We start from the raw sequence: 17,999 nt of genomic DNA on the forward strand, positions 1-17,999 counted from the left end.
CCTACTCCGCGAGGGTGTCCAGGATCTGCTGCCCGTACTTCGCGAGTTTGTTCTCCCCGACCCCGTTGACCCGGGACAGTTCGGCCAGCGTCGTCGGCGGCTCGGCCGCGATCTGCCGCAGGGTCGCGTCGTGGAAGATGACGTACGCCGGCACGCCCTGCTCCTTGGCGGTGGCCGCGCGCCAGGTCCGGAGCCGTTCGAAGACCGGCTCGGCGGCCGGTGACAGCGCGACGGCGGCGGCCCCGGCGCCGCGTGGCTTCGCGGTCCGGCCGGTCGACGCGGCCCGGGGCGCCTCGCGCCGCATCATCACCTCGCGCCGTTTGCCGAGTACGTCGCCGCTGGTCTCGGTGAGCGCCAGGGTGCCGTAGTCGCCCTCGACCGCCAGCAGTCCCTGGGCGAGCAGTTGCCGGACCACCCCGCGCCACTCGGACTCGGACAGTTCGGTGCCGATGCCGAAGACGCTCAGCGTGTCGTGCCGGTGCTGGGTGACCTTCTCGGTCTGCCGGCCGAGCAGGATGTCGATGGACTGGCCGGCGCCGAACCGCTGGTCGCGCTCGCGGTGCAGCCGCAGCACGGTGGAGAGCAGTTTCTGCGCCGCGATGGTGCCGTCCCAGGACTCGGGCGGGGACAGGCAGGTGTCGCAGTTGCCGCACGGGCCGCTCTGCTGGCCGAAGTAGCCGAGGAGTTGGATCCGCCGGCACTGCACCGTCTCGCAGAGCGCCAGCATGGCGTCGAGGTGTGTGCCGAGTACGCGGCGCCGGGCCAGGTCGCCGTCGGAACCCTCGATCAGCTTGCGCTGCTGCACCACGTCCTGGAGCCCGTACGCCAGCCAGCCGGTCGAGGGCAGGCCGTCCCGACCGGCCCGGCCGGTCTCCTGGTAGTAGCCCTCGATGGACTTGGGCAGGTCGAGATGGGCGACGAAGCGTACGTCCGGCTTGTCGATCCCCATCCCGAACGCGATCGTCGCGACCATCACCAGCCCGTCCTCGCGGAGGAACCGCTGCTGGTTGGCGGCCCGGGTCGGTGCGTCGAGCCCGGCGTGGTAGGGCAGCGCCGGTACGCCGTTCTGCACGAGGAACTCGGCGGTCTTCTCCACCGAGGCCCGGGACAGGCAGTAGACGATGCCGGCGTCGCCGGGATGCTCGGTGCGGAGCAGGTCGAGGAGCTGCTTCTTCGGCTCCCGCTTCGGTACGATCCGATATTGGATGTTGGGCCGGTCGAAGCTGGCGACGAAGTGCCGGGCGTCCTTGAGGTTGAGCCGGGCCGCGATCTCGGTGTGGGTGTCCGGGGTGGCGGTGGCGGTGAGCGCGATCCGGGGCACCGCCGGCCACCGCTCGTGCAGCATCGACAGGGCTAGGTAGTCCGGGCGGAAGTCGTGGCCCCACTGTGCGACGCAGTGCGCCTCGTCGATCGCGAACAGCGCGATGGTGCCACGGTCGAGCAGTCGCAGCACGGATTCCGACCGCAGCGCCTCGGGGGCGAGGTAGAGCAGGTCGAGGTCGCCGCCGAGGAAGGCCGTCTCGACCAGCCGGCGGGCCTCGAAGTCCTGGGTGGAGTTGAGGAAGCCGGCGCGTACCCCGAGGGTGGTCAGGGCGTCGACCTGGTCCTGCATCAGCGCGATCAGCGGCGAGATCACCACCCCGACCCCGTCCCGGACCAGCGCGGGGATCTGGTAGCAGAGCGACTTGCCGCCGCCGGTCGGCATCAGCACCAGCGCGTCGCCGCCGCTCACGAGCTGGTCGATGATCTCGCGCTGCTCGCCACGGAAGCTGTCGTAGCCGAAGACCCGGCGCAGTACGTCGAGGGCGTCGCCGGTCCGCTGGTCGGTGCCGCCGGCCGGTTGGTCGGTGTTGCCGGTCCGCTGGTCGCTGGGGAGGGCCATTCGGCGGATTCTACGAGGCCCGCCCGACGGAAACCGACCGCTTGACCCGGCTCCCGATCGAGTCGTACGGTACCAACTAGTTCCAGAACTAGGAGGTACCGAATGGCGCGTGACACCCTCAGCGCGGCCTTCGCGGCGCTCGCCGACCCGACCCGACGGGCGATCCTGGACCGCCTGCTCGACGGCGACGCCGCGGTCACCGACCTCGCCGAGCCGTTCGCGATGACACCCCGGGCGGTCTCCAAGCACGTCGCGGTACTGGAGGCCGCCGGCCTGGTCACCCGGGCCCGGGACGCGCAACGCCGGCCCAGCCGGATCCGGGCCGAGCCGCTGGCCGACATCGATGCCTGGCTGGGCGCGTACCGCCGGCTCTGGCAGCACCGGTTCGACCAGTTCGACGAGCGACTGGCCCAGCTCCAGGGCGGCCCGACCGGTGCCGAAGCCGGCGACGAGACAGCGACCGACGACGAGGAAGAGAGCAGAAAACCGTGATGGCAACAGGCAGACACCGCATCCCGATAGTCCGGATCTTCGACGCACCCCGGGACCTCGTGTTCCGCACCTGGACCACGGCCGAGGAGGTCGGCACCTGGTTCGCCCCGCCGGGCTTCGAGGTGACCCGGTGCGAACTGGACGCCCGGCCCGGCGGACGGTGGCAGGTCGAGTTCCGGTCCGCCGACGGCGAGACGCACCGGGAGTACGGCGAGTTCCGCGAGGTCGTACCGCCCGAGCGGCTGGTCCTCACCCTGACCCAGGCCGACGGCGCCGGCAACACCGGGGCCGAGACGGTCGTGACGGTGGTGCTCGCCGACCAGGGGGGCAAGACCGAGATGACCTTCGAACAGACCGGCTTCGAGTCGGTCGCGGTTAGGGACGGCAACGCCGAGGGCTGGCGGGGCTGCTTCGACAAGCTCGACCAGCATCTCTTCGACGTGTCGACCGGGAGGACGTCGTGACGGACACCAACGCCGAGCAGGAGATCCGCCAGGAGTTCGCGGAGTGGTTCCGGGACTCGGCCGCGAAGGACCTCGACGCGGTGATGACGAAGATCGCCCCCGACGTGGTCTCGTACGAGCACGCGGCACCGCAGATCTATCGGGGTGCGGACGCCGTCCGGGAGGTCTGCCGGCAGGGCTTCGAACTGGCCCGGGGCGAGTTCCGGTGGGACATCCCGGACCTGGAGGTCGTGGTCCGGGACGACATCGCCGTCACCTGGGGGCTCAACCAGATGCGCGTCCAGGAGCCGGGTAAGGAGGCGGTCGAGTCCTGGTCACGCGGGACCCGGGTGTTCCAGAAGCTCGACGGCCGGTGGCAGTTGATCCACCAGCACGTCTCGTTCCCGTTCGACCCGGCCACCGGCCGGATCACCACCGAGCGCTGAGTCGACAGTCGTCTGTCCCGGCCGCCGGAAGGGGTCTGCCCGCCCTGACCGGCGGCCCGGACAGCTCCTGATCAGCGGGAACGGCGTACGGATGGCGTTATGCCGCTGCCGGGTCACGGAGCGGATGCGCTACCGTTCTCCCCGACCACCCCGCAGCGAAGCCGGTGTGAACCCGGCGCTGTCCCGCAACTGTGATGCCTTCCCGCACCCGCTCACCGCCATCGGCGGCCCCGAGCCCGGTATGCGGAGGTTGAGCCAGGTCGCCTGCGGTGCGGTCGCGGAAAGCGCCTTCGAGGAAGGGCGCCCCGTGGGCGGGGCATAGGCACCTGTCGGCGGAGCACCAGACCTCACCCGACAGGAGGACCGATGACCCGACGTACGCCCCGACTGCTGGCCGCGCTGCTGGCCGGCGCGGCGCTGGCCCTGGCCGGCTGCGCCGCCGACGACCCCGGCCAGGAGCCGACCCCGAGCACCGGCGGTGCCAGTTATCCGGTGACGGTCGGCACCCTCACCCTCGACAAGCGCCCCGAGAAGATCGTCGTACTCGGGCCGACCGCGACCGAGATGCTCTTCGCGATCGGCGCGGGCGGTCAGGTCGCCGCCGTCGACGACAGTTCGAACTATCCGGCCGAGGTGCCGAAGACCGAGCTGTCGGCGTTCACCCCGAACGCCGAGGCGATCGCCGCGAAGAACCCCGACCTGGTGGTGCTGACCAACGACCTGAACAAGATCGTGGACCAGCTCGGCCAGTTGAAGATCCCGCACTACCTGGCACCGGCGGCGAAGACGCTGGACGACACGTACCGGCAGATCACCGATCTGGGCACGATCACCGGGCATCCGACCGAGGCGGCCGACCTGGTCGGCAGGATGAAGGGCGACATCGACAAGCTGGTCGCGGACCTGCCGCAGCGGCCGGCGAAGCTGAGCTACTTCTACGAGCTCGGTCCGGAGTACTACTCGCTGACCAGCAGGACGTTCGTCGGTTCGCTGTTCGGGATGATCGGCCTGGAGAACATCGCCGACCCGGCCGACGCCGACGGCTCGAAGGGCGGCTATCCGCAGCTCGGCGAGGAGGCGATCATCAAGGCCGACCCGGACCTGGTCTTCCTGGCCGACACCAAGTGCTGCCAGCAGTCCGCCCAGACGGTCTCGGCCCGCAAGGGCTGGTCCGGGATGACCGCGGTGAAGAACAGCCAGGTCATCGGGCTCGACGACGACATCGCGTCCCGGTGGGGCCCCCGGGTGGTCGACCTGCTCCGGGCGATCGTGGACGCGGTCGCCAAGGTCCCCGCTTGAGCGAGCGCAGCGAGCGAATCAGCCAGTTCAGTGCGGATGTGCCTCATGACGGCACGCAGCGAAGCGGAGTGCCGGCATGAGCAGAGCCGGCGCTCCGGCCCGCCCCGAGACCCCGGTCGTGCCCGGCCGGGGAGCCCGGGGCGGCCGGACCGCCCGGCCTGCCGGGCTGCGCCGCCGGTGGCTGGTCGCCGGCTTCGCGGCGGTCCTGGTCGCGGCGGTCGCCGGCATCGCGTTCGGGCCGGTCAGCCTGCCGCCGGGCAGCGTCGCGGTCGAACTGCTCAACCTGGTACCCGGAGTGCACCTGCACAGCGGCCTCAACGAGCGCGAGATCGCGATCGTCACCGAGCTGCGGCTGCCCCGGATGGTGCTCGGCCTGCTCGTCGGCGGGATGCTGGCCCTGGCCGGCGGCTGCTACCAGGGCGTCTTCCGCAACCCGCTGGCCGACCCGCACCTGCTCGGTGTCGCCGCCGGAGCCGGTCTCGCGGTGACCGCCGTGATCGTGGTACGCGGGGTCACCGGCGCCGACGTCACGGTCGGGCTGCCGGTCACCGTGCCGCTGGCCGCGTTCGTCGGCGCGCTCGGCGCGGTACTGCTGACCTACCTGCTCGGCGCGGCCGGCGGCCGGGACCGCTCCCCGGCCACGCTGATCCTGGCCGGGGTGGCGGTCTCGGCCTTCCTCGCCGCCGGCCAGACCTACCTGCTGCAACGCAACGCGGAGAGCATCCAGGAGGTCTACTCGTGGATGCTGGGCCGGCTGGCCACCGCCGGCTGGCACGACGTACTGGTGGTGCTGCCGTACGCGGTCTTCACCACCGCGGTGGTGCTGATGCACCGGCGCGAACTCGACGTACTGGCCCTCGGTGACGACGAGGCGACCAGTCTCGGGCTGCATCCGCAGCGGTCCCGGCTGCTGCTGGCCGCCGCCGCCTCGCTGGCCACCGCCGCCGCGGTCTCGGTCTCCGGGCTGATCGGCTTCGTCGGCGTCATCGTCCCGCACGTCGTACGGATGCTGGCCGGGGCGAGTTACCGGGCGATCCTGCCGCTCTCGGTGCTCTTCGGCGGCGCCTTCCTGACCCTGACCGACCTGGCCGCGCGTACCGTCGCCGCGCCGGCCGAGATCCCGATCGGCGTGGTGACCGCGCTGCTCGGCGGCCCGTTCTTCGCGATCGTGCTGCGCACCACCCGTCGGGTGGCGGAGTGACCGCCCCGACGGGATCGACCGCCCCGACGGGATCGACCGCCCCGACGGGATCGAGCGCCCCGACGGGATCGAGCGCCCCGACGGGATCGACCGTCCCGGCCGGCGTCGCCGTCGAGGTGGCAGACCTCGGCGTCACCCTCGGCGGGGCGCGCATCCTGACCGGGGTCAGCCTGTCGGTCCGGACCGGGGAGTGGGTCACCGTGATCGGACCGAACGGCGCCGGCAAGTCCACGCTGCTCCGCGCGGTCGGCGGACTGCTGCCGGCCAGCACCGGGTCCGTCTCCCTCTTCGGTACGCCGATCGCCCGGCTCCGCCGCCGGGACCGGGCGCGGACGGTGGCGACCGTTCCGCAGTCCCCGGTCGTGCCGGCCGGGATGGCGGTACTCGACTACGTGCTGCTCGGCCGTACCCCGTACGTGCCGCCGCTGGGTCGGGAGTCCGCCGCCGACCTGGCGGTCGCGTACGACGTACTCGACCGGTTGGACCTGACCGGGTTCGCGGCCCGGCCGCTGGCGACGCTCTCCGGTGGCGAGCGGCAGCGGGTCTTCCTGGCCCGGGCGCTGGCCCAGGGCGCCCCGCTGCTGCTGCTCGACGAGCCGACCAGTGCGCTGGACATCGGGCACCAGCAGGAGGTGCTGGAACTCGTCGACCAGCTCCGCGCCGACCACGGCCTGACCGTGCTGGCCACCATGCACGACCTCTCGGTCGCCGGCGAGTACGCCGACCGGATGGTGCTGGTCGCCGCCGGTGCGGTGGTCGCCGACGGCCCGCCCCGGGCGGTGCTCACCGACGACCTGCTCGGTACGCACTACCGGGCCCGGGTCCGGGTGATCGAGGGGGAGCACGGTCCCCTGGTCGTCCCGGTCCGGACCCGGCGGCCCGCCTCCTAGCGGCTCCGGGATCCGGCCGGCCCGACAGGCGTATGCCGTTCGTGCGTGATACCACGGTGTCATCAGGACGACTCCGTGGTATCACCGCGAAGCGGGAAGTGCCCGCCCGGCGGGCGACACCTCAACTAACTGAAGCGTCGCCCCTCGTCCCGCCGGTACGCCCAGCCGGCGATCGCGGCCAGCAGCACGACCCAGACGCCGAGCATGACCAGCGCGAGCCGGTCGACCGGGAAGTCCCCGACGGCGGCCCACATCAGCTCGACCGCGCCCCGGGTCGGCAGGTAGGGGGCGATCGCCTCGATGAAGCCCGGCGAGTCACCGGGCGGGAAGAGCAGACCGCCGCCGAAGGCCAGTGGGAAGAAGACCACCTGGGCGACCACGATCGCCGCCTTGCTCGGCAGCGAGTAGCCGATCGCGAGCCCCATCAGGGTGAACGGCACCGCGACCACCACGACCGTGCCGAGCGCGGCCAGGAACGCCGGGCCGGTCACCCGGGCCTCGGTGGCCACCGCCGCGATCACCACCACCGGGAGCAGCGAGACCAGGGTCAGCAGCAGGCCGGCGAGGATCCGGCCGGCGAACCGGGGCGCGGCTCCGGCGGGCAGCGTCCGCAGGTACGGGTCCCAGGGCTGCGCCCGGTCCTCGGCCACCCCGATGCCGTACTGGAAGATGTTGGTGCTCATCACCGAGAAGGTGACCATCGAGGCGGTGGCGTAGGTGGCGATCACCGGGTCGTCGCCGGTGAACGGGACGACGAAGAAGAGCATCGAGGCGGCCGGGAAGAACGCGCTGCCGACCAGCGCGATCGGGATCCGGACGGTCTCCAGTAGCTGGTATCTGGCGTGCACGAGCGAAAGTCGCACGATCGGGATCCTCCGTCACACGTCGGCGGGCTGGGCGGGCTGCGGTTGGCCGGGCTGCGGCTCGGACTGCACCTGGCCGTCGGGCTGCGCCTGGGCAGCGGACTGCGCTTGGGCGTCGGACTGCACCTGGCCGTCGGGCTGCGCCTGGGCAGCGGACTGCGCTTGGGCGTCGGACTGCATATGGGCGTCGGGCTGCGGCTGGGTGTCGGGCTGTGTCTCGGTGATGGCCAGGAAGGCGTCCTCCAGGCTGCTCGGCCGGATCTCCAGGTCGGCGAAGGAGACGCCGCTGTGCACCAGGTCCCGGACGAGCTGGTCCGCGTCGGTGGTGAGCAGGTGGGTGATCCCGTCGACCCGCTCCACGGCGCGTACCCCGGGCAGTGGTGGCAACTCCGGGGCGACCAGGCTGACCCGGCGTACCCCGACCAGGTCACGGATCGCGCTGACGGTGTCGTCGGCGAGTACCCGGCCGTGGCCGAGTACCACCACCCGGTGTGCCAGCGCCTCGATCTCCTCAAGGTAGTGGCTGCTCAGCAGCACCGTGCCGCCGTCGGCGTGGAACTGGCGGATGCCGTCCCAGAGTTCGCGGCGGGCGGTCACGTCCAGCCCGGTGGTCGGCTCGTCGAGGAAGACCAGCCGGGGACGGCCGACGAAGGCGAGCGCGACCGCCAGCCGGCGCTTCTGCCCGCCGGAGAGGCCGCCGGTCTGCCGCCGGGCCAGGTCGTCGATGCCGAACCGGCCGAGCAGCTCGGCCCGGGGCACCGGGTCGGCGTAGTGCGCGGAGACGAAGTCGACCACCTCGCCGACCCGCAGGGTGGGCGGCAGCCCGGTCTCCTGCGGCGTCATCCCGATCTGCCGGCGGGCGGCCGGGTCGCGGGGGTCGCCGCCGAAGAGTTCGACCCGGCCGGAGCTGACCCGGCGCAGCCCGACCAGCAGGCTCAACAGCGTGCTCTTGCCGGCACCGTTCGGGCCGAGCAGGCCGACCAGCTCGCCGGCCGGCAGTTCGAGGTCGACCCGGTCGAGGGCGGTGACGTCGCCGTACCGGCGGGTGGCCTGGACGGCGCGGGCGAGAATCATGGCTTCTCCTCAATCTGAGGTGGATCGAGCAGGGCGCGGACCGCGAGGGTGTACTCCTCGAAGGCGAACCGGCCGCGCCGGGTGAGTTCGACGAGGGTGGTCGGGGTACGGCCGTGGTGGGTCTTGACGATCTCGACGTAGCCGGCCTCTTCGAGCTTGCGCAGGTGCACCGAGAGGTTGCCGGCGGTCATCTGGAGGATGTCCTGGAGCCGGGGGAAGCTGATCCGGTCGCCGTCCCGCAGGGTGGCCAGGGTCGCGGTCACCCGTAGCCGGGCCTGTGCGTGGATCACGGGGTCGAGTTCGGGAAGGCCGGTCACGAACTGCTCCGGGCGCTCCCGCTCGGGGTACCCGACATGCTGGCGGCAAGGCTCCGGCTGCTGTGACGGTCGCGGAGCAGGAAGTGGACGCCGGCCACCAGCATCCCGCCGCCACCGGCGACCGAGATCACCAGGGCGTGCCAGCCGGAGCCGGCGATCACCCCGGCGATGTTGATGACGCTGATCCAGACGCCGAGCCGGAACAGGTTGCGGTCCAGCCAGATCGCGCCGCCGGCCATGTGCAGGGCGCCGGTGAGCCCGACGGCGACACCGGCCCAGAGCAGTCCGGCGACGTCCTCGGGGAGGTGGTTCGAGACCTGGCTGAGCACCGCACTGATGCCGCTGAACCCGAGGCCCCAGGCCAGGCCGTACCACAGGCCGCGCCGGTTGGAGTCGCCGGTGACCTGCCCGTACGTCCGGCCGCCGACGATCCCCGAGATGATCCCGGCGGCGACCAGCAGGGTGAGCAGGGTGAGCAGGGGCAGCCAACTGGGCAGGTCGACGAAGACCCGGCCGTCCGGCCCGAAGCGGAGGAAGAAGAGGCCGAAGCCGATCAGCCAGGCCAGACCCCAGGGCCAGTAGTACCAGAGCAGGTTGGGGCTGAGCTTGCGGGCCGCCTCGGCCTGCTGGTCGGCGATCAGCCGGAGCGCGGCGGCCGGGTCGGCGGGCGGCAGCTCGTCCCGGTCGTCGGTGGGGTTGCCGGCGGGATTGCTGGTGGGGTCGCCTCCGGGGTTGCCGGCGGAGTCGTCGTCAAAGTTCCTGGTCACGTAAACGAGTTTACGGCGCAAAGTCCATTACCGCACCAACTCGATTTCGAGACGGTCGACACAGGGCGGCCTGCCGCAGAGCGCCCAGGCAGGCTCGGGCCGGAGGATCACGCCGCTCGACGGGACGTGACCCTCCGGCCCGAAGCCGGGTACGGCGAGGTCGTCAGCCGGCCACGCGACCGGTGGGCAGCGGCCGGTGCAGCGTCGCCGCGCCCGGTACGGCACTCAGCGGCCCGTGCCCCAGCAGGCTCCCCGGCGTACGGCTCAGGGTGGCCGGCTCCGGCGTCGTCGCCGTACCGCCGAGCGCGGTGAGCAGGAAGTTGCCGAGCGCGTCGCCGATCGGGTCGGGCTGCCCGGGTACCCAGTAGTGGGTGGCGTTCAGCGCGACGCTGACCTGGCGGCGACCGTCCGGAGAGTGCAGCGACATGGCCTGGTGGCCGAGTACGACGCCGTCGTGTCCCCAGACGGGACCGCTCGGCAGCGGCAGGTTGATCAGGCCGAGCCCGTACTGGGCGCCGTTCGGGAAGGCGGGGTCGGCCGGCACCGTACGCCGCATCTGCGCCAGTTCGGCCGGGCGCAGCAGCCGGCCACCGAACAGCCCCCGGAAGAACGTGTTCAGGTCGGCGGTGGTGGAGACGATGTCCCCGACCATCCAGGCCCAGGACATGTTGTAGACGCTGAAGTCCCGCAACGTGCCGTCGACCCAGGGCAGGTACCCGGCCGAGTGCGGCCCGTCGATCCGCGGGTCCGTACCCGGGAAGTAGGTCCGGTGCAGGCCGAGCGGGCGCAGCACGCGGCGGGTGATCTCGGCGGCGGCCGGCCGCCCGGTGATCCGTTCCAGCAGCAGCCCGGCGAGCACGTAGTTGGTGTTGGAGTAGGAGTGCCGCTCGCCCGGTGCGTTGGTCGGCTCCTGACCCAGCCCGATCGCGGCCAGCTCCAGCGGCCGGATCGTCGTGTGCTGGTATTTCTCGATGCCCTCCACCGAGCCGAAGATCACGTGGTCGTAGTCGTTGATCCCGCTGGTCTGGTCGAGCAGCATCCGCACCGTCACCCCGGCCGGGGCGAGGTGGGGCAGATAGCGGTGCAGCGGCGCGTCGAGCACGAGCCGCCGTTCGCCGACGAGTTGCAGCAGCACCGTCGAGACGAAGGTCTTGGTGATGCTGCCGATCCGGTGCTGGAAGTCGGGTCGCATCGGCCGGCCGGTGGTCACGTCGGCCACGCCGCTGGCGCCCCGCCAGGTCGTGCGACCGTCGCGGACCTCGGCGAAGACGCCGGGCATCCCGGCGTCGGTGACCGCGCGCAGGGTGTCGCGCAGCGCCTCGTCCGGCAGGGTGCCGCCGGAGCCGGTCCGGGTGGTGCCGGCCGGTCCGGCGAGCGCCGGAGAGGCGCCGGCGGCGAGCGCGGTGGCGGCTACGGCCGACCCCGCGACGGTACGCAGGAAGTCGCGGCGGGACTGGTGTGGACGGAGCACGGACAACTGATCCTCCCCCTGGACGGTGGTCTGTTCCCCTGAAGTCTGGCCCGACCCGGCCACCGAATCGTCCACTTCGGTGCCGAGGTACGCCTCGACACCGTGGACGAGTCGACCGCTTCCCGGTCCGTCGACCGGTTCCCCCGCGAGACGGACCCCGACCCGGCGGCGCCCGGCCGACCGGGCCGGTCGCCCGGTGCCGACCGGTGCCGCCCGGTGCCGACCGGTGCCGCCCGGTGCCGACCGGTGCCGCCCGGTGCCGACCGGTGTCGCCCGATCGGACGGCGCGGCGGGGCGGGGGCGGCAGCGGGGGCGGGGGGCGGCAGGTCAGAGCGGCGCGGGCAGCGGCTCGCTGTGCAGCACGGCGAGCCGGGACACCGCCCGGGTCAGCACCACGTAGAGCCGGTGCAGGCCGCGCGGTTCCGCCGCCACGATCCGGGCCGGCTCGACCACGATCACGTGGTCGTACTCCAGACCCTTGGCCAGGGTGGCCGGCACCACGGTGACCCGGGCCGCCGCCTCGACCTCGTCGGCGGTCGCGGTCGGGATGCCGGCACCGGCCAGCGCCGCGCGCAGCCCGTCCGCCTCGGCCTCGGCGGCGATCACCGCGATCGAACCGTCGTGGGCCAGCGCCGCCCGCACCTCGGCCACCGTCGCCGCCGACAGATCGGTCACGGTACGGATGTCCAGCGCGCCGTCCCGGCGCAGCGACTCGGCCGGCGGTACGTCCACGGCCAGCGCCGGCAGCAGCCGGTTGGCGAATGCCACCACCGCGGCCGGTACCCGGAATCCGATGGTCAGCGGCACCACCGAGGCGTCCGGCTTGCCGAGGTGCCGCAGCGACTCCCGCCAGTCGGTGGCGGCCCACGGGGCGGTGCCCTGGGCGAGGTCGCCGAGCAGGGTGACCGAGCCGTGCTCGCTGCGCCGGGCGATCACCCGGCACTGCATCGGGGAGAGGTCCTGGGCCTCGTCGACCACCACGTGCCCGAAGCTGGGCAGCCGCTCGACCAGCCCGGCCGCCTCGTCGACCAGTACGGCGTCGGCGGCGGTCCACTTCGTCGCCTTCGGGGTGCGGGGCGGCTTCGGCCAGCTCAGCAGGGCCTGTTCGGCCTCGGTCAGCAGCCCGTCGGCGGCGGTGGCCAGCGCCTCGGGGTCGGCCAGCAGGTGGTGCACCAGCCCCTCCGGGGTGACCGCCGGCCAGCAGTGGTCGAGGAACTCGGTGACCGGCTTCGACCGGCCCATCCGGCGCAGCCAGCTCTCACCGGGCGAGTCGCCCCGGCGCGCCTCCGACTGCCGTTGCAGCAGCCCGACCGCCCGGGCCCGGACCCGTTCCCGGCCGGTGGCGTACGGCAGGCCCTCCCGGCGGGCCTCCTCGACGATCCGGCGCAGCGCCTCCGCCGTCACCCGCCACCGGTACGAGCCGTCGGAGACCACGATCGGCTCCTCCGGTGCCCGCACCTGCCCGGCCAGCGCCCGGCGCAGCACCTCGGCCATCCGGGGATCGTGCTTCAACGCGGCGGTGGCCGGGGAGTCCACGGCACGTACCGGGGTGTCGAGCAGGTCTTCCACGGTCGCCTGGGTCACCTCGACCTCGCCCAGCGCCGGCAGCACCGCCGAGATGTACGACAGGAACGCCCGGTTCGGCCCGACCACGAGTACCCCGGACCGGCGCAGCCGCTCCCGGTGCAGATAGAGCAGGTACGCGGCCCGGTGCAGCCCGACCGCCGTCTTCCCGGTCCCCGGCGCCCCCTGTACGCAGATCGAGTCGGCCAGCTCGGCCCGGACCAGCTCGTCCTGCTCCGGCTGGATGGTGGCGACGATGTCCCGCATCGGCCCGACCCGGGGACGTTCTATCTCGGCGGTCAGGATCCGGCTCGCGGTGCCGTACTCCTCGCCCCGGTCGAGGTGTTCGTCCTCGAAGCTGGTGAGCTGGCCGGCGCCGAACCCGAACCGCCGCCGGACCCGTACCCCCTGTGGGTCGCGGACGGTGGCCCGGTAGAACGAGCGGGAGATCGGGGCCCGCCAGTCCAGCACCATCGGCTCGCCGGCCGGGTCGGTGACGTGCCGCCGCCCGATGTGGTGGTTGGCGTCGGCGAAGTCGAGGCGGCCGAAGAAGAGCGGAGTGCTCGGGTCGTCGGCGAGTTCGGCGACCCGCCGGGAGAGGGTCCGGCCGAGCGTCTCGGCCGCGTACGCGTCACCGGCGACGTCCTGGCCGGTCTGGAAGAGCGACTCGGCGTGCTCCCGCATCCGCCGCAGGGCGGCCCGGGAGGCGGCCAGGTGTGCGCGTTCGTACTCCAGGTCGGTGTCGAGGTCCTGTGCGGGCATGCTGGGTTCCCATCGGCGCATCAGCGCGTCGGCTGCTCGCTCGCGTGTCCGGGGGCGGATGGCCGGCTCCCGGCGCGGGGACGTCCGCTGCGGTGCTTTATCACCTCGGCCGTCAAGCGGCCAGCAAGCCTACCTGCGGCTCAGCTTCCGTTCCACCGAATTTCACCCACCGCGCCGCCCGGACCGCCGGCTCGGTGTGCTTGCCAGCATGTCCGTCGGGGTGAAGGTGCGTACCTCCGGGTGCTCGGCCAGCGTCTCGTCGCCACCGCCGCGTGACCAGAAGCCGAAGGTCAGACCGGCCGGTCCGGGCGGTGGCAGGTGGGCGGCCCGGCGCCGCAGGTCGGACAGGTCGCGCAGGGTGAGCGGCCTGGTCTGCCACCGGGCCTCGCCGACGAGTACGGGATCGTCGCCGGCCAGGCCGAGCACGTCGATCTCGACGATCTCGTCCTTCCACCAGCGGCCGACCACCGTCTCGGCGGGCAGCGCACCCGTGGCCACCAGGTGCTGGGCGTGCTCCCGGGCGGCCGCCTCGAAGACCCGGGCGACGTGCGTCTGCCACCGCCCCCAGGTGCGTCGCCGGACCGCCGGCCCCTGCCCGCCGTCGATCAGGTCGGCGTCGTCGCGCAGCACCGCGAACCAGTACGCGAGGTAGTCGTCGGCGATCTCGTACATCGGGTCGGCGGAGCCGCCCGCGCCGATCGGGCGTACCGCCCGGACGTAGCCGGCCCGACGCAGCCGGTCGAGGGTGTAGTCGATCCGCTGCTGGGCTCGGCCGGCGATCCGGGACCGTCGCCGGGCGCCACCAGCCATCGCGGTCAGCACCCGCTCGTAGCCGCCCCGCCAGTCGAGGTCCTCGGAGAGGATGTCCGGCGCGTCGCGCAGCAGCAGGCCGCCGGGGGTGAAGGCCAGCTCGTCCAGGTTCTCCTCGGTGGAGCGTTGCGCCGACCACCGCCGCAGGTGCAGCGGGTAGCCGCCGCACGCCGCGTACGCCTCGATGAACTGCTCGGGGGCCAGGTCGGGCAGGAAGGCACGGGCATCTCGCAGGGGGAACGGGTCCATCCGGCGCTCGACGCCGGCCCGCCGGTGCAGCCCGCCCTGCGGGCCGAGCATCTGCTCCATCACCGCGACCGCCGACCCGGAGAGCACCAGCAGCAGCCGCTGGTCACGGACGTGGTTCTCCCAGACGGCGGAGACGGTGTCGGCGAAGTCGGCGTGCCCACCGGTCAGCCGGGGCGCTTCGTCGAGCACCACGAGCAGTGGATCGGTGCGGGCCAGCCGGGCGACGAACCGCAGCGCGACCTCCCAGTCCGGGAAGGTCGCCGGTGCCAGGTCGGCCACCTCGTCGCCGAGTTGCTCGCGCAGCGCCTCGGCGAACCGGCGGAGCTGCCGGTCGTCGGAGTCCTGTCGGGTGGCGGTGAAGTAGACCGCCCGCTTGTCCCGGGCGAAGTGGGTGAGCAGGTAGGTCTTGCCGACCCGGCGCCGGCCCCAGACCACCGCCAGCTCCGGATGACCCTCGGTGGCCCGCCGCCAGGCCGAGGCCAGTTCCGTCAGCTCGGCCCTCCGCCCCACGATCGGCATGAGGGCAGCCTACTACAAACTGTTTGTAGTGCCTGCTGTTTGTACTACAGACAGTTTGTAGTAGTGCGCGCCGGGCGGCACCACCGGGTCGATGCCGCCGGGCCGGCCGGAGGCGGAATCATGGGCGCATGACCGAGCAGCCCGTCGAGCAGCGGCCGATGATGATCAGTGATCCGCAGGTGATGCGGGCGCTGGCGCATCCGGCGCGGTTGGCGATCATGGAGCATCTGACCACGACCGGGGCGGCGGTCACCGCCACCGAGTGTGCCGAGATCGTCGGGCTCTCGCCGAGCGCGGTCAGCTATCACCTGCGGGAGCTGGCGAAGTTCGGCCTGGTCGAGCAGGCCCCGAGCCGGGGCGACGCCCGCGAGCGGCTCTGGCGCAGCAGCGTCGGCTCGTGGGGCGTGGAGGCTGGCCAGGACGCGTCGCCGGAGGCGCGGGCCGCCCAGGAGACCCTGATCGAGGTGTACGCCGCCCGCGACATGGAGCGGATCCGGGAGTGGGCGCGGCGGATCGGCGAGGAGCCGAAGGAGTGGTACGACGCCTCCCGCTACGGCGGTGCGGTGCTGATGATGACCGCCGAGGAGTTGGTGGAGCTGAACGACCGGATCCGCGAGCTGATGCGGCCGTACCGGCGGCGGGAGCGGGTCGACCCGCCCGAGGGCTCCCGCCCGGTGATGGTCCACTACGCGGCGCTGCCGATGGAGTGAGCTGACCCGGGGTCGGGCCGGGTGGCTTGCGTACGGCAGATGTGAAGGATTACTTTCGAAGTATGTCCTTCGCAACTGCCGGTACCGGCGTGCCCGAGGACGGCACGCCGACGGTCTCCCGCTGGCGGGACGTCTATCTGGCCGCCGGTGCCCGGGCGGTGTCGAGCTGCGGTGACTTCCTCGCCGCCACCGCGCTGGCGCTCGCCCTGCAATCCGCCGGGGCCGGTGGGCTGGCGGTTGCCGGGGTGATGCTGGCCGCCACGCTGCCGCTGGTGCTGCTTGCCCCGCTGACCGGTCGACTGGCCGACCGGGTGGACAGCCGCACCCTGCTGGTCTGGGCCGGTGCCGGCCAGGCGCTGGTCTGCGCCGCGCTCGCCTTCGCCGAGAACACCGCCGTGATCCTGCTGCTCGCCGCGCTGCTCGCCTGCGGGCTGGCGGTGACCCAGCCGACCCTGGCCGCCCTGCTGCCCGAGATGGTGCGCCGGGACGACCTGCCCCGGGCCAGCGCGATCAACCAGACCGCCGGCTCGGTCGGCATGCTGGTCGCCCCCGCCCTGGCCGGGCTGCTGGTCGGCCAGTTCGGTGCCCGGATCCCACTGCTGCTCGACGCCGGCAGCTATCTCGCGCTGATCGCGGCCGGGCTGCTGCTGGGTACCCGACGGGGCGGGCGACGGGCAGCGGGAGCGACCGGCGGGACGGGTCCGACACCGACGGCCCCGGCCTGGCGGCTGCGCCGCGACCCGCTGCTCTGGACGATGGTGGCCGCGATCGCCGCGACGGTGGCCGGGGTGGGCGCGGTCAACGTGATCGAGGTCTTCTACGTACGCGAGACCCTGCACTCCTCGACCACGATGTTCGGCCTGGTCAGCGCGGCCTGGACCGCCGGCATGCTGGTCGGCGCCTGGCTGCTGGCCGGCACCGCCCGGCGGGCCCGGGACGACGGTGCCCTGGTCACAGGCGTGCTGGCCATGCTCGGCGTGGCCTGCCTGCTCGTCGGGCTCGGCGCCACCGTGCCGGCCGCCGGCTGGCTGGTGCTGCTCTGGCTGGTCGGCGGCGTCGCCAACGGCGGGCTGAACGTCTTCAGCAACCTGGTACTGGCCAACCGGGTGCCGCCGGAGGCGCGCGGCCGGGCCTTCGCCGCGCAGGGCGCCGCGATCCAGGGCGCCGGGATGTTCGGCTACCTGGCCGGCGGCATCCTGCTCGCCGGCTTCCCACCCCGCCCGCTGGTCGCGGTGACCGGGCTGGCCGGGCTGGCCGTGGTCGGCGCGGTGACCCCGGTGGTGCTGCGGGCCGCCCGGCGCGAACGGGCGGCGATGCGTCCTGGGCCACTTCCGGACCGGTCGGCCGAGCGGCCGGTCGAGCCGGCGGTTACGGTCGGATCATGAGCGAGCTGCGGCGACCCCGGGTAGGCCACATCCAGTTCCTCAACTGCCTGCCGATCTACTGGGGGCTGATGCGCTCCGGTGCGCTGATCGACGTCGAGCTGCACAAGGACTCGCCGGAGCGGCTCAGCGCGGCCCTGGTCGCCGGTGACCTCGACATCGGGCCGATCACGCTGGTCGAATATCTCAAGCACGCCGACGAACTGCTGCTGCTCCCGGATCTCGCGGTCGGCAGCGACGGCCCGGTGCTCTCGGTCAACATCGTCTCCACCCGGCCACTGCCCGAGCTGGACGGTGCCAAGGTCGCCCTCGGCTCCACCTCCCGGACCGGGGTGCTGCTGGCACGGATGCTGCTCGCCCAGCAGTACGGCATCGACCCGGAATACTTCACCTGCCCGCCCGACCTGACCACCATGCTGCTGGAGGCCGAGGCCGGAGTACTGATCGGCGACGTCGCGCTGCGCGCCCTCTACGAGGCACCCGGGCGCGGGCTCGCCGTCACCGACCTCGGTCAGGCCTGGCGGGAGTGGACCGGGCTGCCGATGGTCTTCGCCGTCTGGGCGGTACGCCGGGACTTCGCGGCCAGCCATCCCGGCCAGGTCAAGGACGTGCACCAGGCGTTCCTGCGCTCCCGGGACCTCTGCCTGGCCGAACTGGACGAGGTCGCCGAGGCGGCGGCCCGGTGGGAGCCGTTCGACGCGGCGACCCTGGCGACGTATTTCCGGACGCTGGACTTCTCGCTCGGCGAGCGCCAGGTGGCGGGGCTGCGGGAGTTCGCCCGCCGGGCCGTCGAGCTGGCCGGCGTACCGCCGCTGCCGGTGGGCGGTCCGGTCTTCTTCTCCGCCTGACCCGCCGCCCC

Annotated in this window: 17 protein-coding genes and 1 riboswitch; of the genes, 9 read left to right on the forward strand and 8 right to left on the reverse strand. The window is 72.9% G+C overall.

The genetic code is table 11. The features are described from left to right. Position 1: 1 nt before the first annotated feature. Positions 2–1,882, reverse strand: a complete 1,881-nt coding sequence (gene recQ / locus Pma05_RS31560) for a DNA helicase RecQ (RefSeq protein ID WP_203861149.1) — start codon at positions 1,880–1,882, stop codon at positions 2–4. Between the two features lie 102 nt (positions 1,883–1,984). Here recQ and Pma05_RS31565 point away from each other — a divergent pair, with 102 nt between their 5' ends. From Pma05_RS31565 to Pma05_RS31590, 6 genes are all read left to right on the forward strand, one after another. Then, on the forward strand, positions 1,985–2,374 hold the full coding sequence (locus tag Pma05_RS31565; RefSeq protein WP_203861150.1) for an ArsR/SmtB family transcription factor: 390 nt from the start codon (positions 1,985–1,987) through the stop codon (positions 2,372–2,374). After that, positions 2,374–2,838: an SRPBCC family protein gene (locus Pma05_RS31570; RefSeq protein WP_203861151.1), complete on the forward strand. Its 465-nt coding sequence runs from the start codon at positions 2,374–2,376 to the stop codon at positions 2,836–2,838. The genes Pma05_RS31565 and Pma05_RS31570 overlap by 1 nt, the downstream gene beginning before the upstream one ends. After that, positions 2,835–3,263, forward strand: a complete 429-nt coding sequence (locus Pma05_RS31575) for a YybH family protein (RefSeq protein ID WP_203861152.1) — start codon at positions 2,835–2,837, stop codon at positions 3,261–3,263. The genes Pma05_RS31570 and Pma05_RS31575 overlap by 4 nt, the downstream gene beginning before the upstream one ends. Before the next feature lie 160 nt (positions 3,264–3,423). Further along, positions 3,424–3,523, forward strand: a riboswitch (cobalamin riboswitch). 106 nt (positions 3,524–3,629) lie between these two features. Further along, entirely contained in the window at positions 3,630–4,562 is a 933-nt protein-coding gene (locus tag Pma05_RS31580) for an ABC transporter substrate-binding protein (RefSeq protein ID WP_203861153.1), read from the forward strand. Between the two features lie 76 nt (positions 4,563–4,638). Then, a complete protein-coding gene (locus tag Pma05_RS31585; protein WP_203861154.1) occupies positions 4,639–5,763 on the forward strand; it encodes a FecCD family ABC transporter permease in 1,125 nt (374 codons plus the stop codon). Positions 5,764–5,879: 116 nt separating this feature from the next. Further along, positions 5,880–6,653 (forward strand): ABC transporter ATP-binding protein, encoded by a 774-nt coding sequence (locus Pma05_RS31590; RefSeq protein ID WP_203861264.1) that lies wholly within the window; start codon positions 5,880–5,882, stop codon positions 6,651–6,653. A 125-nt stretch (positions 6,654–6,778) separates the two neighbouring features. On the opposite strand, the gene Pma05_RS31595 is transcribed toward Pma05_RS31590, so the two are convergent. The 7 genes from Pma05_RS31595 to Pma05_RS31625 form a co-directional block, all read right to left on the reverse strand. Continuing rightward, the gene (locus tag Pma05_RS31595) at positions 6,779–7,516 is read right to left on the reverse strand and encodes an ABC transporter permease (RefSeq protein ID WP_203861155.1); all 738 of its coding nucleotides are present in this window, start codon (positions 7,514–7,516) and stop codon (positions 6,779–6,781) included. Between the two features lie 15 nt (positions 7,517–7,531). Beyond that, a complete protein-coding gene (locus tag Pma05_RS31600) occupies positions 7,532–8,590 on the reverse strand; it encodes an ABC transporter ATP-binding protein (RefSeq protein WP_239313491.1) in 1,059 nt (352 codons plus the stop codon). After that, on the reverse strand, positions 8,587–8,907 hold the full coding sequence (locus Pma05_RS31605) for a transcriptional regulator (protein WP_203861156.1): 321 nt from the start codon (positions 8,905–8,907) through the stop codon (positions 8,587–8,589). Before Pma05_RS31605 ends, Pma05_RS31600 begins: the two co-directional genes overlap by 4 nt. Beyond that, on the reverse strand, positions 8,904–9,674 hold the full coding sequence (locus tag Pma05_RS31610) for a transporter (RefSeq protein WP_203861157.1): 771 nt from the start codon (positions 9,672–9,674) through the stop codon (positions 8,904–8,906). The genes Pma05_RS31605 and Pma05_RS31610 overlap by 4 nt, the downstream gene beginning before the upstream one ends. A 163-nt stretch (positions 9,675–9,837) precedes the next feature. Beyond that, on the reverse strand, positions 9,838–11,145 hold the full coding sequence (locus tag Pma05_RS31615; RefSeq protein WP_239313494.1) for a serine hydrolase domain-containing protein: 1,308 nt from the start codon (positions 11,143–11,145) through the stop codon (positions 9,838–9,840). 327 nt (positions 11,146–11,472) lie between these two features. Next, entirely contained in the window at positions 11,473–13,470 is a 1,998-nt protein-coding gene (locus Pma05_RS31620) for a HelD family protein (RefSeq protein ID WP_203861158.1), read from the reverse strand. 162 nt (positions 13,471–13,632) lie between these two features. Next, positions 13,633–15,048 carry an ATP-binding protein gene (locus tag Pma05_RS31625; RefSeq protein ID WP_203861159.1) on the reverse strand — a complete coding sequence of 472 codons (1,416 nt, stop codon included), beginning with the start codon at positions 15,046–15,048 and terminating at the stop codon, positions 13,633–13,635. A gap of 128 nt (positions 15,049–15,176) precedes the next feature. Here Pma05_RS31625 and Pma05_RS31630 point away from each other — a divergent pair, with 128 nt between their 5' ends. From Pma05_RS31630 to Pma05_RS31640, 3 genes are all read left to right on the forward strand, one after another. Further along, complete coding sequence (locus Pma05_RS31630; protein WP_239313497.1) at positions 15,177–15,758, forward strand: ArsR/SmtB family transcription factor; 582 nt, start codon at positions 15,177–15,179, stop codon at positions 15,756–15,758. 62 nt (positions 15,759–15,820) lie between these two features. Next, positions 15,821–17,143 carry an MFS transporter gene (locus Pma05_RS31635; RefSeq protein WP_203861160.1) on the forward strand — a complete coding sequence of 441 codons (1,323 nt, stop codon included), beginning with the start codon at positions 15,821–15,823 and terminating at the stop codon, positions 17,141–17,143. Next, positions 17,140–17,988 carry a menaquinone biosynthetic enzyme MqnA/MqnD family protein gene (locus Pma05_RS31640; protein WP_372441589.1) on the forward strand — a complete coding sequence of 283 codons (849 nt, stop codon included), beginning with the start codon at positions 17,140–17,142 and terminating at the stop codon, positions 17,986–17,988. Before Pma05_RS31635 ends, Pma05_RS31640 begins: the two co-directional genes overlap by 4 nt. The last annotated feature ends 11 nt before the right edge of the window (positions 17,989–17,999 follow it).

This window comes from Plantactinospora mayteni, assembly GCF_016862935.1.
GTDB classification, from domain to species: domain Bacteria; phylum Actinomycetota; class Actinomycetes; order Mycobacteriales; family Micromonosporaceae; genus Plantactinospora; species Plantactinospora mayteni.

Bases quoted from the DNA above. Each gene is read 5' to 3' on its own strand.
- recQ (WP_203861149.1), bottom strand. From the start codon at position 1,882: ATGGCCCTCCCCAGCGACCAGCGGACCGGCAACACCGACCAACCGGCC.
- Pma05_RS31565 (WP_203861150.1), top strand. From the start codon at position 1,985: ATGGCGCGTGACACCCTCAGCGCGGCCTTCGCGGCGCTCGCCGACCCG.
- Pma05_RS31570 (WP_203861151.1), top strand. From the start codon at position 2,374: ATGGCAACAGGCAGACACCGCATCCCGATAGTCCGGATCTTCGACGCA.
- Pma05_RS31580 (WP_203861153.1), top strand. From the start codon at position 3,630: ATGACCCGACGTACGCCCCGACTGCTGGCCGCGCTGCTGGCCGGCGCG.
- Pma05_RS31585 (WP_203861154.1), top strand. From the start codon at position 4,639: ATGAGCAGAGCCGGCGCTCCGGCCCGCCCCGAGACCCCGGTCGTGCCC.
- Pma05_RS31600 (WP_239313491.1), bottom strand. From the start codon at position 8,590: ATGATTCTCGCCCGCGCCGTCCAGGCCACCCGCCGGTACGGCGACGTC.
- Pma05_RS31620 (WP_203861158.1), bottom strand. From the start codon at position 13,470: ATGCCCGCACAGGACCTCGACACCGACCTGGAGTACGAACGCGCACAC.
- Pma05_RS31625 (WP_203861159.1), bottom strand. From the start codon at position 15,048: ATGCCGATCGTGGGGCGGAGGGCCGAGCTGACGGAACTGGCCTCGGCC.
- Pma05_RS31630 (WP_239313497.1), top strand. From the start codon at position 15,177: ATGACCGAGCAGCCCGTCGAGCAGCGGCCGATGATGATCAGTGATCCG.
- Pma05_RS31635 (WP_203861160.1), top strand. From the start codon at position 15,821: ATGTCCTTCGCAACTGCCGGTACCGGCGTGCCCGAGGACGGCACGCCG.
- Pma05_RS31640 (WP_372441589.1), top strand. From the start codon at position 17,140: ATGAGCGAGCTGCGGCGACCCCGGGTAGGCCACATCCAGTTCCTCAAC.